Genomic DNA, 13,983 nt, shown 5'->3' with positions numbered 1-13,983 from the left:
CGAATGAAGTTTTAGCTTACCATGTGTCAGAACGACTTACCCTAGATATCGCAACGACGACTCTTCACAAACTAAAGAAGAATAAGAAGGTACGATTAACGCAAGATGCCTGTATTCATTCTGATCAAGGTACTCATTACACAAGCCCTACCTATCAAAAGTTAGTCAAAGAATTAAAGCTGGGACAATCCATGTCAAGACGAGGAAACTGTTGGGATAATGCCCCTCAAGAATCTTTTTTCGGGCACTTTAAAGATGAGGCTCACATCAAAACTTGTACATCTTTCACACAGTTAAAACAAGAAATTAAAGACTATATGAAATACTACAATCAGCATAGATATCAGTGGAATTTAAAGAAGATGACTCCTGTCGAATACAGAAATCATCTTCTTGATGCCGCCTAACTTTTTTTTAAAATGTCCTTTACAAAGGGTACAGATTAAAAACGAAGCCTCCTTTTTAATTAACTTTCTTCCCACTCTTCCTCATCAACCATAAGAAATAAGGTGCTCCAAGTACAGCGACGACAAGACCAGAAGGAATTTCTTTCGGATATGCAATTGTTCGGCCGAGTAAGTCAGCAATGGAAAGAAGAATTGCTCCAAACAGTGCTGAGCAAACGAATAGTCTTTGATGGTTCATACCAACAACAATTCTTGCTAAGTGAGGTGCGACAAGGCCTAAAAAGGCAATTGTACCGACAGCAGCGATATTTACTGACGCAAGTAGTGTCGCTAGCACAATTAGAGCAAGACGTGTTTTATTTACTGGTTGCCCAAGTCCAGTTGCTAAATCGTCTCCCAGTACGAGAACGTCAAGTTGTTTTATTAAGAAAAAGATAATGAATACAAGAATTAGAGATGGATATAGAATGATATTTTCTAAGTGATTCCACCCTCTTGCATACGTACTGCCAGATAACCATGTTAAAGCAGCGGCAACATTCAAATTGGCTCTAACGATAAAGATTTGAATAATTGCTGAGCCAAGCGCAGAAATACCAATCCCTATTAAAGCGAGAGCTGTTGGACTAAATCCTGATTTCCAAGAGAAGAAGAGGACAATTCCAACTGCAAGTAGTCCGCCAATAAATGCACCAATTGGTAGGAAGAAACCAGGAAGTGCAGGAAAGACATACATAATCGTTAAAGCACCGACACCAGCTCCCGATGAAATACCAATAATAGAAGGATCGGCAAGTGGGTTTCGTAATATACTTTGGAAAACAAGCCCACTTATTGCAAGGCATGCGCCAGCAATAGCAGCAACGAGCATTCTTGGTAAACGAAGATTCATCATCATATTTTTGTCAAATTGTGTTAATTGACCTGATATAACATTAGTAATGCTTTCGATATAAGCGTTACTACCGATTGTAACACCAAGAGCAATCGTCACAATACAAAGTGTGATAGATATAATGATTACCTTTTTATAAGAGTAATAGCGGGAACTAGCTCCAGCTGCATTCGCACCGTTATCATTCATATATTGTTTCGATTTCATCATTCGATACACTAAGTAAATAAGCCAAGGAGATCCAATCATTGCTGTGACTGCCCCAACAGGAAGTTCTGCACCGGTTGGATCTATTAATCTACCGACAACATCTGCTCCAAGCAATAATACTGCCCCCCATAAGAAAGAAGAGAGAAGAAGAGTAAAGTGTTGACGGTATCCGATAAGGCGCATTAAATGAGGTGCAACTAAGCCGACAAAGCCAATTGGTCCAACAACAGTAACAATTACTGCTGTTAAAAAGATTGCAGCAATGAAGGCGATAAGACGTGTTACTGCTGTTTTTTCACCAAGAGAAATAGCAACATCATCACCAAGTAAGAGAATGTTGAGTTTACGAGACATAAATAGTAAAACTAGGAAAGAAATAATGATAAATGGAAAAGCAAATTGAACGCCATCCCAGTTATTTTGAATAAGAGAGCCAGCTCCCCATAAAAATAAACCAGCTGTTTCATTTTCATAGAAAAGCTGCATCGTTCCGGTAAAGGCAGAGAGCATTAATGTAACGACCATACCAGCTAATGCCATTCTAAGTGGGGTTCCCTTTTTTCCACCAGAAATACGGTATACAAATAAAGCAGTAATAGCACCACCGATAAATGTGAACAGAAGAGAATTAATTTGTAAATCTTTCGGTAAGAAAATTGTAGCCGCTACTAGAAAGAAATATGCGCCAGAGTGAATACCCATTGTACTGGATTCAGCAAGTGGATTTTTCGTTAACGTTTGTAAAATAACCCCTGATGCAGCAAGAGCGCCTCCAGCTAAAATGGCAATTACAGCTCTAGGTAATCGAAGCATGATTAAAGTTTGATGTTCTAGCGATTGGTTCGGTGAGATAAGAGCATCAATAATCATACTATAGGAAATGTTTGCTTGACCTTGTCCGATATGAATAAAGAAAAGGAGGAGCAAGAGAGCTGCTCCTCCTCCGAATACAAGACTTGCTCGAAGTGTATGTTGTAAGCTATTCATTGTGTAATCACTTCTTCGCTGTCATTACATCTGCTACTTGTGTTGCTAAAGATGTTGCAGACTCAGGACCACCGAAAATCCAAGTGTCGCCTTTTAATTTATACATTTTGTTTTCTTTTTTGAACTTTAATTCTTCCCAAGCAGGGTTGCCTTTTAGTTGCGTGTCAAAAATGTTATCTTCATCCGCTACAATGTAAATGAAGTTTGAATCTTGTACACTTTGTAATGATTCTACAGTTGTTTGTTTAAAACCATCTGGCTCAGATTTTCCTGCTTCAAAAGTATTTGTTAGACCTAATTTTTTTGTAACTTGTAAAGCTAAAGAATTGTCAGTTAAGATACGGAATGTTGGTACGTTTTTAGCAGTAAATGCTTGTGCCATTGCGATGTTTTTATCTTTTAAGTCTGCTTTCTCAATTTTTGCTTTTGCATCAGCGAATGCTTTATCCATATCAGCTAATACTTTTTTACCTTCTTCTTCTTTTCCAACTGCTTTTGCAATTTGTTTAAATGTTTCTGTCATTTCAGCAAAGTGATCGTTATTGCTTGTTGATGGATCAAACATAACTGTTGGTGCAATTTGCTCTAATTCATTTTTAATTGCTTTACCACGGAATGAAGCTGTAATAATTAAGTCTGGTTTTAAACGGCTAATTTCTTCTAAGTTTGGTTGTTGACGTGTCCCTACATCTACAACATCTTTACTCGGTTTTGTTTTTGTATTTACCCATTTATTATAATTCTTAATGTCTGCCATCCCTACTGGCTGAACACCAAGTGCTAATAAGTCTTCAGAATATACCCACTCAAGTACAACTACTTTTTTTGCTGGTTTATCTAACTTCGTTTCCCCTTCAGCGTGTTTAATTGTTATAGCTTGATTTTTATTGTCCGCTTTTGTTTCTTTTTTCTCCTCTTTTTGCTGTCCGCATCCAACAGCGAATAGAAGAACTACTATGAAAATACTGAGAATTTTCTTCATCTTCTGCCCCCAAATTAAGTGTTTTTTGTAACTAGTACCATAAGTGAAAATGGTTATCAATTACAACACCCAAATCATACTATGAGGGTATTTTAAGTGTCAATATATTTTTAAAATTTTGACGGAAAATAACGAATTATACGGATTTTTATATATTATAGTCGCTATTTATGAAGAATAAGCCTCTTTACTAAAAATATTGGCGAATGTGGAAAGTTTAAATGGGAAAGTGGCTGTGTACGATAGTGTAATGTGTATTGTTAATAGTCTGTGGAGATAAGGCGAAAGTACAAGCAAAAGGAGAGTGAATCGCATGTAATAATTACTAGAATGTATGGAGGAAATCTGTGTTTTATCCCCAACTAGGCAAAGTATTTCTTTGTTATTTAGATGGGTGTTTTTTAAGTCGGTGATTGCGCTAAAAAGATCGAATGTAAAGGAAGTGATCAACATGTCTTCATGGAGCAATAACGTAAATGGATATTGTGGGTGTAATAATCAAAATGGTGTACATGTTGATTCATGCGGTTTTAGTTGCGATGGGACAGTTCCTAAGGTTGGTCCAACCGGTCCGACGGGGGCAACAGGAGCAACAGGCCCAACGGGGGCGACAGGAGTAACAGGCGACACAGGTCCAACGGGAGCGACAGGAATAACAGGGGCAACGGGTCCAACAGGAGCGACAGGAATAACAGGAGCAACAGGCCCAACGGGAGCGACAGGAATAACAGGGGCAACGGGACCAACAGGAGCGACAGGAATAACAGGAATAACAGGAGCAACAGGCCCAACAGGGGCAACGGGGGCGACAGGAGTAACGGGAGCAACGGGTCCAACGGGAGCGACGGGTCCAACGGGAGCGACAGGCCCAACAGGAGCAACAGGCGATACAGGTCCAACAGGCACAAGTATAACGGCAACATACGCATTTGCAAATAATACGTCGGGTACAGCAATATCGGTACTACTAGGTGGAACAAATGTCCCGCTTCCAAACAATCAGAATATCGGTCCAGGTATTACAGTGTCTGGGGGGAACACAGTATTTACGGCTGCAAATGCAGGGAATTATTATATTTCATATTCAATTAATATAACGGCTGCATTATTAGTTAGTTCACGAATTACAATTAATGGGGCACCGCTTGCTGGGACTATTAATTCTCCTGCATTAGCAACGACATCATTTAGTGCGACAATTATTACGACTCTTGCGGCGGGGAGTGCAATTAGTTTGCAATTATTTGGTTTGTTAGCTGTTGCGACATTATCAACAACTACCCCAGGAGCGGTATTAACAATTATAAGATTAAGTTAATGACAAACTCTCTTACTCTTTTAAGATTAAGAGAGTTTCTACATATAATAAGAAGTTAATGAAGTAAAGCATAGTTATATAAAAGTCAGAATATTATGATTGTAACGCTATGGTGACTATAATATAATGAAAATAACCATCATGAATGAACATTCATTTATTTTTTATGTATTTGAAGGGGGAATGAAGGTGGAAAAACCATGGTTGAAAAGTTATCCAGAGGAAATTCCTAGTACGATTTCTTATGATATTCAGCCGCTTCATAGATATGTAGAACAGATGGCATCTCGCTACCCAGAAAAGAAAGCGCTTCACTTTTTAGGGAAGGATATTACGTTTTCGGACTTCCATGATAAGGTGAAGAGGTTTGCAAATTATCTTCAAAAGCTCGGTGTGGAAAAGGGTGATCGAGTTGCTATTATGTTGCCAAATTGTCCGCAAGCTGTAATTGGTTATTACGGCACATTACTTGCGGGAGGTATCGTAGTACAAACAAATCCACTGTATACAGAAAGAGAATTAGAATATCAGCTTCATGACTCGGGAGCAAAAGTAATTCTTTGTCTCGATTTAGTGTTTCCAAGAGTAACGAATGTTCAATCTGCTACAAAAATTGAGCATATTATCGTAACTCGTATTGCAGACTTTTTACCATTCCCTAAAAATCTATTGTATCCATTTGTGCAGAAAAAACAGTCGAATTTAGTTGTGAAAGTATCAGAGAGTGAAACGATTCATCTTTGGAATTCAGTAGAAAAAGAAGTGAATACGAATGTTGAGGTGCCTTGTGATCCTGAAAATGATCTAGCTCTTTTACAGTACACAGGAGGAACAACCGGATTTCCGAAAGGAGTTATGTTAACGCATAAAAACCTCGTCTCTAACACGTTAATGGGAGTTCAATGGTTATATAATTGCAAAGAAGGAGAAGAAGTCGTTCTTGGGGTTCTTCCATTTTTCCATGTTTATGGTATGACAGCTGTTATGAATTTAAGTATTATGCAAGGATACAAAATGGTCCTTATTCCAAAGTTTGATATGAAAATGGTTTTTGAAGCGATTAAGAAGCATAAAGTGACATTGTTTCCAGGGGCACCAACTATTTATATCGCTCTTTTAAATAGTCCGCTTTTAAAAGAATACGATATTTCTTCTATTCGTGCTTGTATTAGTGGATCAGCACCACTGCCAGTAGAAGTACAGGAAAAGTTCGAAAAAGTTACAGGTGGTAAACTAGTAGAGGGATATGGTTTAACAGAATCCTCTCCGGTTACACATAGTAATTTTTTATGGGAAAAGCGAGTGCCAGGTAGCATCGGAGTTCCGTGGCCAGATACAGAAGCAATCATTATGTCGCTTGAAACTGGTGAGGCATTACCGCCAGGAGAAATAGGGGAAATTGTAGTGAAAGGCCCTCAAATTATGAAAGGATATTGGAATAAGCCAGAGGAAACAGCGGCTGTATTGCAAGATGGCTGGCTCCATACAGGTGATGTTGGCTACATGGATGAAGATGGATTCTTCTATGTAAAAGATCGCAAGAAAGATATGATTGTCGCGAGTGGATTTAATGTGTATCCTCGTGAAGTTGAAGAAGTATTATATGAGCATGAAAAAGTGCAAGAAGTAGTGACAATTGGAGTTCCAGATCCGTACCGAGGAGAGACAGTTAAAGCATTTGTTGTGTTAAAAGAAGGTACGGAGTGCTCTGAGGAAGAATTAAATCAGTTTGCACGTAAATATTTAGCGGCTTATAAAGTGCCGAAAGTATATGAGTTTAGAGATGAATTGCCAAAAACGACAGTAGGGAAAATTTTACGCCGTGTTCTAATAGATGAAGAGAAGAGAAAGAATGAGGATGAGCAAACGGGCTAAGGCCCTTTCTTTTTGAAAAAATAGGATTGACACTTTTCTAAATAGTCAGTATTATAAGAATATGAATGACTATTCATTCAGTCATCTTCTTGAAGGGGACAGTAAAGTGAAGAAAAATAGACCGAAATACAATCAAATTATTGATGCGGCAGTCATTGTGATTGCGGAGAATGGGTACCACCAAGCGCAAGTTTCTAAAATCGCAAAGCAAGCTGGGGTAGCTGATGGCACGATTTATTTATATTTTAAAAATAAAGAAGATATATTAATATCCTTATTCCAAGAGAAGATGGGAGAATTTGTCGAAACAATTCGTCAAAAAACAGCAGGAATTGAAAGCGCTGTATCGAAGTTATTCATGTTGGTAGAAACGCACTTCTTGCTGTTGTCGCAAAATGATCCTCTTGCTATCGTTACGCAATTAGAGCTAAGGCAGTCCAATCAAGACTTGCGCCTTAAAATAAATGAAGTATTAAAAGGCTACTTACAAGTTATGGATGAGATTTTAGAGACTGGTATAAAACAAGGTGAATTTCAAGCAGATTTAAATGTTCGCGTGGCAAGACAAATGATCTTTGGAACAGTAGATGAAGTTGTGACCAATTGGGTAATGAGCGATCATAAGTATGATCTGGTCGCACTTTCAAAAACGGTACACGGGCTACTTATTGCAGCTTGTGGTTATCGTCAATAATGGGAGGGATCATGTTGAAATTCCTATCTGTAAGAGTTGAAGATCATATCGCGGTGGCGACATTAAATCACGCACCAGCGAATGCGATGTCTTCACAAGTTATGCATGATGTTACTGAATTAATTGATCAAGTGGAAAAGGATGATAACATTCGCGTTGTTGTTATTCACGGTGAAGGACGTTTCTTCTCAGCGGGAGCAGATATTAAAGAATTTACATCTGTTACTGAAGCGAAGCAAGCAACAGAATTAGCACAGCTTGGACAAGTTACGTTTGAGCGTGTTGAAAAATGTTCAAAACCAGTTATTGCGGCAATTCATGGAGCGGCACTGGGCGGCGGCCTTGAGTTTGCTATGTCTTGCCACATGCGCTTTACAACTGAAAGTGCAAAACTTGGTTTACCTGAATTAACACTTGGATTAATTCCTGGCTTTGCAGGTACACAGCGCTTACCACGTTATGTTGGGAAAGCGAAAGCTTGTGAAATGATGTTAACAAGTACACCAATTACTGGTGCAGAAGCATTAAAGTGGGGACTTGTTAACGGATTGTTCTCTGAAGAATCTCTTTTAGATGATACGCTTAAAGTTGCAAAACAAATTGCTGGAAAAAGTCCAGCAACAACTCGTGCTGTACTAGAGTTATTGCAAACGACAAAATCGTCTCATTACTATGAAGGTGTACAACGTGAATCACAGATTTTTGGTGAAGTATTTACGAGTGAAGATGGAAGAGAAGGTGTAGCTGCATTTTTAGAAAAGCGTAAACCTTCATTTAGTGGCAGGTAGTTCAATTATTTTTTTAATATAAATTAACAGAAAATTAAAATTGATAGAATCTTTCTGAAAAACAAGGGGGTAAATGGAATGAACATCTACGTACTCATGAAACGAACATTTGATACAGAAGAAAAAATCGTAATTAAAAACGGTGCAATTTACGATGGCGAAGCGGAATTCATCATCAACCCTTACGATGAATATGCAATTGAAGAAGCAATTCAAGTAAGAGACGCACAAGGTGGAGAAGTTACAGTTGTAACAGTCGGTGGCGAAGATAGTGAGAAAGAACTTCGTACTGCATTAGCAATGGGCTGTGATAAAGCTGTATTAATTAATATTGAAGATGATGTAGAAAATGGTGACCAGTTCACGACAGCAAAAGTGCTTGCTGAATATTTAAAAGATAAAGATGCAGATTTAATTTTAGGTGGAAACGTTGCAATTGATGGTGCATCTGGACAAGTAGGACCACGCGTAGCTGAAGCGTTAAATATTCCGTATGTAACGACAATTACAAAACTTGAAATTGACGGTACAAATGTGAAGATTGAGCGTGATGTTGAAGGTGATACAGAAGTGATTGCAACTTCATTACCAGTTTTAGTAACAGCACAGCAAGGTTTAAATGAACCGCGTTATCCATCGCTTCCAGGTATTATGAAAGCGAAGAAAAAGCCGCTAGAAGAATTAGAATTAGATGATTTAGATTTAGAAGAAGATGATGTGGAAGCAAAGACAAAAACAATTGAAATCTATTTGCCTCCTAAGAAAGATGCAGGAAAAGTGTTACAAGGCGAGCTGCAAGATCAAGTAAAAGAACTTGTATCGTTGCTCCATACAGAAGCGAAAGTAATCTAATAAAATACGAAATTATATATGCAGGAGGGAAAATCTATGGCTCGTAAAGTATTAGTAATGGGTGAAGTTCGTGATGGATCGCTACGTAACGTTTCTTTTGAAGCGGTAGCAGCAGCAAAAACAATTGCAGAAGGCGGTGAAGTAGTAGGTCTTCTAATTGGAGACAGCGTTGCCTCTTTTGCAAATGAATTGATTCATTACGGTGCAGATCGCGTTGTGACAGTTGAAAATGATAAATTAAAATCATATACATCTGATGGTTATGCACAAGCGTTTTTAGCTGTACATGCTGAAGAAAATCCAGAAGGTATCGTTTTTGGACATACAGCACTTGGTAAAGATTTATCACCAAAATTAGCAGCGAAGCTTGAAGCTGGTTTAGTTTCTGACGTAACTGCTTTAGAGGTTGAAGGTGGAAATGTTATCTTCACTCGTCCAATTTACTCTGGTAAAGCATTCGAGAAGAAGATTGTAACAGACGGCATCTTATTTGCGACAGTGCGTCCAAATAACATTGCAACTCTGGAAAAAGATGAGTCTCGCAGCGGTGACGTATCTTCTATCACAGTTGATGTGAAAGATTTACGTACAATCATTCAAGATGTTGTCCGTAAAACAGCAGAAGGTGTGGATCTTTCTGAAGCAAAAGTTATTATCGCTGGCGGACGTGGTGTGAAGAGTGAAGAAGGCTTTAAGCCATTAAAAGAGTTAGCGGACGTACTAGGCGGCGCTGTTGGGGCATCTCGTGGTGCTTGTGACGCTGAATACTGTGATTACTCATTACAAATTGGTCAAACTGGTAAAGTTGTTACGCCAGACTTATACATTGCATGTGGTATTTCTGGTGCGATTCAGCATTTAGCAGGTATGTCTAACTCAAAAATAATCGTTGCGATTAATAAAGATCCAGAAGCAAGTATCTTTAAAGTAGCTGACTATGGTATTGTCGGTGACTTATTCGAAGTTGTACCTCTTTTAACAGAAGAGTTTAAAAAGTTAAAAGTACATTCATGATTTAAGTACCCTTGAGTTCCAAGTGAAGTACCCCTATATATAGAAAAAGGTGAGAGATCCCCTGTCTCTCATCTTTTTAGTATTTAATCCGTATTTTTATATAGTATAAAGGAACATTTTTTTGTTACAATACATAACGATACATATTATTCGCCACGTATATAAGTTAATGATATACTCTTGGTAGAATATACTTGAAGGAGGAAATAAAATGGCAATTGTAAACGCAAATGACCAAAGCTTCGCAGCAGAAACTAGCGAAGGTGTTGTATTATTAGATTTCTGGGCACCTTGGTGTGGACCTTGTAAAATGATCGCTCCTGTATTAGAGGAAATTGATGCAGAACTAGGCGAAAAAGTAAAAGTAGTAAAAGTAGACGTTGATGAAAACCAAGAAACTGCTCGTCAATTCGAAGTAATGAGCATTCCAGCTCTTTTCGTATTAAAAGACGGTAAAGTAGTTGATCAAGCGTTAGGTTACAAACCGAAAGAAGCGTTAGTAGAATTAGTTTCTAAACACTTCTAAAATAAAAAAGCTACCATTTGGTAGCTTTTTTTATTTTCTTTTTTACAGTCTTTCCGTTACAATAAAAGAACGTATGTTGGGTGTTTGGGCATAGTATGTTTTCAAGGGAAAATAAAAATGCTAAGTATGTAGAAATGGAGGGAGACGAGTGCACGAACATTTGAAAGAGAAGTTGGCTATTTTACCAGATCAACCTGGTTGTTATTTGATGAAAGATAAGCAAGGAACGGTTATATATGTCGGAAAGGCAAAAGTGCTTAAAAATCGTGTGCGCTCGTACTTTACTGGTTCACATGATGGGAAAACACTGCGGCTTGTAGGAGAAATTGTTGATTTTGAATATATTGTAACCTCTTCGAATTTAGAAGCACTTATTTTAGAGTTAAATCTAATTAAAAAATATGATCCGAAATATAATATTCAATTAAAAGATGATAAAACATATCCTTTTATTAAAATTACGGCGGAGAAGCAACCGCGCTTACTCATTACTCGAAACGTAAAAAAGGATAAAGGGAAATATTTTGGTCCTTATCCAAATGCACAATCTGCTCATGAAACGAAAAAACTGCTAGATCGTATGTATCCACTTCGGAAATGCACGAATATGCCAGATAAAGTTTGTTTGTATTATCATATGGGTCAATGTTTAGCGCCTTGTGTGAAAGAAGTGACGGAAGAACAAAATAAAGAAATTGTAGATGAAATTATTAAGTTTTTAAATGGTGGACATAAAGAAGTTCGTTCAGAACTAGAAATAAAAATGTATGAGGCCTCAGAGAAACTAGAGTTTGAACGTGCAAAAGAGTTGCGTGATCAAATTGCTCATATTGATGCGATTATGGAAAAACAAAAGATGATTATGAGTGACTTAGTAGATCGTGATGTGTTTGGATATGCAGTGGATAAAGGATGGATGTGTGTTCAAGTTTTCTTCGTTCGAAAAGGAAAGCTAATTGAACGTGATGTTTCTATGTTTCCAATTTACGATGAACCAGAAGAGGGTTTTTTAACGTTTATCGGCCAATTTTATGAAAACAGTAGTCATTTTAAGCCGAAGGAAATTGTCGTTCCAGGAAGTATAGACTCGGAATTAGTAGAGCGCTTTTTAGAAGTGGAAGCGACGCAGCCGAAACGTGGTAAGAAAAAAGACCTTGTAGAATTGGCAAATAAAAATGCGAAGATTGCTCTTGAAGAGAAGTTTTACTTAATTGAACGTGATGAAGAACGAACGATTAAAGCGGTAGATCATTTAGGGAAGCAGCTTGGGATTGAAACGCCGTATCGTATTGAAGCGTTTGATAACTCAAATATTCAAGGAACAAATCCCGTTTCTGCAATGATTGCTTTTATCGATGGGAAACCGGCGAAGAAAGAGTATCGAAAATATAAAATTAAAACGGTTCAAGGGCCAGATGATTATGAGTCTATGAGAGAAGTTGTGAGGCGCCGTTATACAAGGGCGCTTAAAGAAAATTCACCTTTACCTGATTTGATTATTATTGATGGAGGAAAAGGCCATCTAGCGGCTGCAAGTGATATTTTAGAGAATGAGCTCGGATTATATATTCCGATGGCAGGTCTTGTAAAAGATGATAAACATAAAACCTCCCATTTAATTATTGGGGATCCACCGGAACCTGTGATGCTTGAGAGAAATAGCCAAGAATTTTATTTATTGCAGCGTATTCAAGATGAGGTGCATCGATTTGCGATTACATTCCATCGTCAATTACATGGGAAATCTGTCATTCAATCAGCATTGGATGATATTCCAGGAATCGGTGATAAACGGAAAAAGGTATTGTTAAAACATTTTGGTTCATTAAAGAAGATGAAAGAAGCTTCTATAGAGGAATTTGTCGAAGCGGGTATGCCGAAAAATGTCGCGGAGACGATTTATACGTATTTAACAGATAAGAAGACGTTGTAGTTTACAACGTCTTCTGTTTTTTGGTATAATTTCTGAAGATTTAAAATAAACTCATCTGAATGAAAATACAAAAAAGTCAACTAAACTGATATGTCTAGTTGACTGTAGGTAATGCTTACACTTCAATGAGATCTTTTATATCCCATTTTACAAGAAATGTAATAGAGTCAGAACGTTTTTTCTTTTCTTCGTATGACTCTGCAACGACGTTCCGTTGCTTTTGGATTTGTTCAGCGATGAATCCGGCTTCTAGTTGATAAGAAGAATGTCGTTTTTGTTTTTGACGTTCTGCGATGAGTGTGCCTTTAAGTTGGAACTGCATTTCACGACGCTTATGTTCAACAATGCTTAAAGTGCCCCAGCCAGCCTTTTCAAAGAACTGAATGACTTCTTCAATTGTTTCTAGCGGATATTTTCTTGCAAGGTTTCTACCAGACCAGTATAAAATACCATCTAAATCGTTGCCGATTAAATCAGGTAGTAATTCTTCACGTAGCAATTCATAAGCGAAGGCGTTCAATGAAACATCTTCTAAAGATGTTGTATCGATTGTATTTTTACTCACAATATTCCCCTCTTTCTATAGGGATTATTATATAACATTTCACATTTATAAAAACAGATTTTTCTTTAGGAAAATCTGAATATATAAGAAGAAAAAAAGAATTGGCAAATTATATGCAAATTATGTATACGTTTTCTTGACGCTTCGACAAAAATAGGAGTAAAATGAACTTGGTATCAAATTATGCTGAAATATTTCGAATAATTTTTTCAGTTTTTCTTATGCCAATAGTGAAAAAACATTATTGTCATAAACTAATCTGAAAACAGCAGTCAAACATTCAAGGGGGGTAATGGGGACATGAAAGGCCGCGAGTATACGTTTCGTAAGTGGCACTCATTAATGGGGGTCATCCCGGTTGGTGTCTTTTTGACGCAACATTTAATTGTAAACAACTTTGCAACACGAGGAGCAGAGGCTTTTAACAAAGCTGCAGGCTTTATGGAGCTCCTTCCATTCCGGTATGCGCTAGAAATTTTCATCATCTTTTTACCGATACTGTACCATGCTATATATGGCTTATATATTGCATTTACAGCTAAGAACAATGCGGTTTCTTACGGTTATTTCCGTAACTGGATGTTCGTCTTCCAAAGAATTTCAGGTATCGTTACGCTGATCTTCATTTCTTGGCACGTCTGGGAAACTCGTATTCAAGCAATGTTAGGTAAAGAGGTAAACTATGATATGATGGCAGATATTTTAAACAATCCAGCTATGTTTGCATTCTACTTAGTTGGTGTTGTTTCAACAATTTTCCACTTTGCAAATGGACTATGGACATTCTGCATCAGCTGGGGAATTACAGTATCTCCACGTTCACAAAGAATCTCTACTTATGTAACATTAGCTATTTTCTTAGGTTTATCTTATGTAGGTGTGAGTGCATTATTAGCGTTCATCGATCCACAGCTAGCAAACCAGTAAGGAGTGGGAG

13 protein-coding genes are annotated in these 13,983 nt (G+C 37.7%); 10 read left to right on the top strand and 3 right to left on the bottom strand.

Going from position 1 to position 13,983, the window contains the following annotated elements; genetic code table 11:
* A partial coding sequence (locus ACTFSL_RS20490; RefSeq protein ID WP_440042285.1) for an IS3 family transposase occupies nt 1–407 on the top strand: 407 nt, incomplete at its 5' end.
* 55 nt (nt 408–462) lie between these two features.
* On the opposite strand, the gene fhuB is transcribed toward ACTFSL_RS20490, so the two are convergent.
* Nucleotides 463–2,499 carry a Fe(3+)-hydroxamate ABC transporter permease FhuB gene (gene fhuB, locus ACTFSL_RS20485; RefSeq protein WP_001087088.1) on the bottom strand — a complete coding sequence of 679 codons (2,037 nt, stop codon included), beginning with the start codon at nt 2,497–2,499 and terminating at the stop codon, nt 463–465.
* A gap of 7 nt (nt 2,500–2,506) precedes the next feature.
* Nucleotides 2,507–3,481, bottom strand: coding sequence for an ABC transporter substrate-binding protein (locus ACTFSL_RS20480; RefSeq protein ID WP_000722821.1), 975 nt, complete (start codon nt 3,479–3,481; stop codon nt 2,507–2,509).
* A gap of 451 nt (nt 3,482–3,932) precedes the next feature.
* Here ACTFSL_RS20480 and ACTFSL_RS20475 point away from each other — a divergent pair, with 451 nt between their 5' ends.
* The 8 genes from ACTFSL_RS20475 (at nt 3,933) to uvrC (ending at nt 12,481) form a co-directional block, all read left to right on the top strand.
* Nucleotides 3,933–4,799, top strand: a complete 867-nt coding sequence (locus tag ACTFSL_RS20475) for a BclA C-terminal domain-containing protein (RefSeq protein ID WP_440042284.1) — start codon at nt 3,933–3,935, stop codon at nt 4,797–4,799.
* A gap of 189 nt (nt 4,800–4,988) precedes the next feature.
* Complete coding sequence (locus ACTFSL_RS20470) at nt 4,989–6,674, top strand: long-chain-fatty-acid--CoA ligase (protein WP_000414744.1); 1,686 nt, start codon at nt 4,989–4,991, stop codon at nt 6,672–6,674.
* Nucleotides 6,675–6,780: 106 nt separating this feature from the next.
* A complete protein-coding gene (locus tag ACTFSL_RS20465; protein WP_000742223.1) occupies nt 6,781–7,368 on the top strand; it encodes a TetR/AcrR family transcriptional regulator in 588 nt (195 codons plus the stop codon).
* An 11-nt stretch (nt 7,369–7,379) separates the two neighbouring features.
* Nucleotides 7,380–8,156: an enoyl-CoA hydratase gene (locus tag ACTFSL_RS20460; protein WP_088345808.1), complete on the top strand. Its 777-nt coding sequence runs from the start codon at nt 7,380–7,382 to the stop codon at nt 8,154–8,156.
* Between the two features lie 78 nt (nt 8,157–8,234).
* Nucleotides 8,235–9,008 carry an electron transfer flavoprotein subunit beta gene (gene etfB / locus ACTFSL_RS20455; RefSeq protein WP_001029028.1) on the top strand — a complete coding sequence of 258 codons (774 nt, stop codon included), beginning with the start codon at nt 8,235–8,237 and terminating at the stop codon, nt 9,006–9,008.
* Between the two features lie 36 nt (nt 9,009–9,044).
* Nucleotides 9,045–10,022, top strand: coding sequence for an electron transfer flavoprotein subunit alpha (gene etfA / locus ACTFSL_RS20450; RefSeq protein WP_000101945.1), 978 nt, complete (start codon nt 9,045–9,047; stop codon nt 10,020–10,022).
* Nucleotides 10,023–10,233: 211 nt separating this feature from the next.
* Nucleotides 10,234–10,548, top strand: coding sequence for a thioredoxin (gene trxA, locus ACTFSL_RS20445; protein WP_001018943.1), 315 nt, complete (start codon nt 10,234–10,236; stop codon nt 10,546–10,548).
* 148 nt (nt 10,549–10,696) lie between these two features.
* Entirely contained in the window at nt 10,697–12,481 is a 1,785-nt protein-coding gene (uvrC, locus tag ACTFSL_RS20440; RefSeq protein WP_000544296.1) for an excinuclease ABC subunit C, read from the top strand.
* A gap of 115 nt (nt 12,482–12,596) precedes the next feature.
* Here uvrC and ACTFSL_RS20435 read toward each other — a convergent pair whose 3' ends face one another.
* On the bottom strand, nt 12,597–13,046 hold the full coding sequence (locus tag ACTFSL_RS20435) for a YslB family protein (protein ID WP_000042226.1): 450 nt from the start codon (nt 13,044–13,046) through the stop codon (nt 12,597–12,599).
* Nucleotides 13,047–13,346: 300 nt separating this feature from the next.
* Here ACTFSL_RS20435 and sdhC point away from each other — a divergent pair, with 300 nt between their 5' ends.
* Nucleotides 13,347–13,973 carry a succinate dehydrogenase cytochrome B558 gene (sdhC, locus tag ACTFSL_RS20430; RefSeq protein ID WP_000678354.1) on the top strand — a complete coding sequence of 209 codons (627 nt, stop codon included), beginning with the start codon at nt 13,347–13,349 and terminating at the stop codon, nt 13,971–13,973.
* Nucleotides 13,974–13,983: the final 10 nt, after the last annotated feature.

Source organism: Bacillus cereus group sp. MYBK108-1 (assembly GCF_051917185.1).
Classification (GTDB): domain Bacteria; phylum Bacillota; class Bacilli; order Bacillales; family Bacillaceae_G; genus Bacillus_A; species Bacillus_A cereus.
Note: the sequence above shows the minus strand (reverse complement) of the source record. Positions and strands in the feature narration are given on the sequence as shown.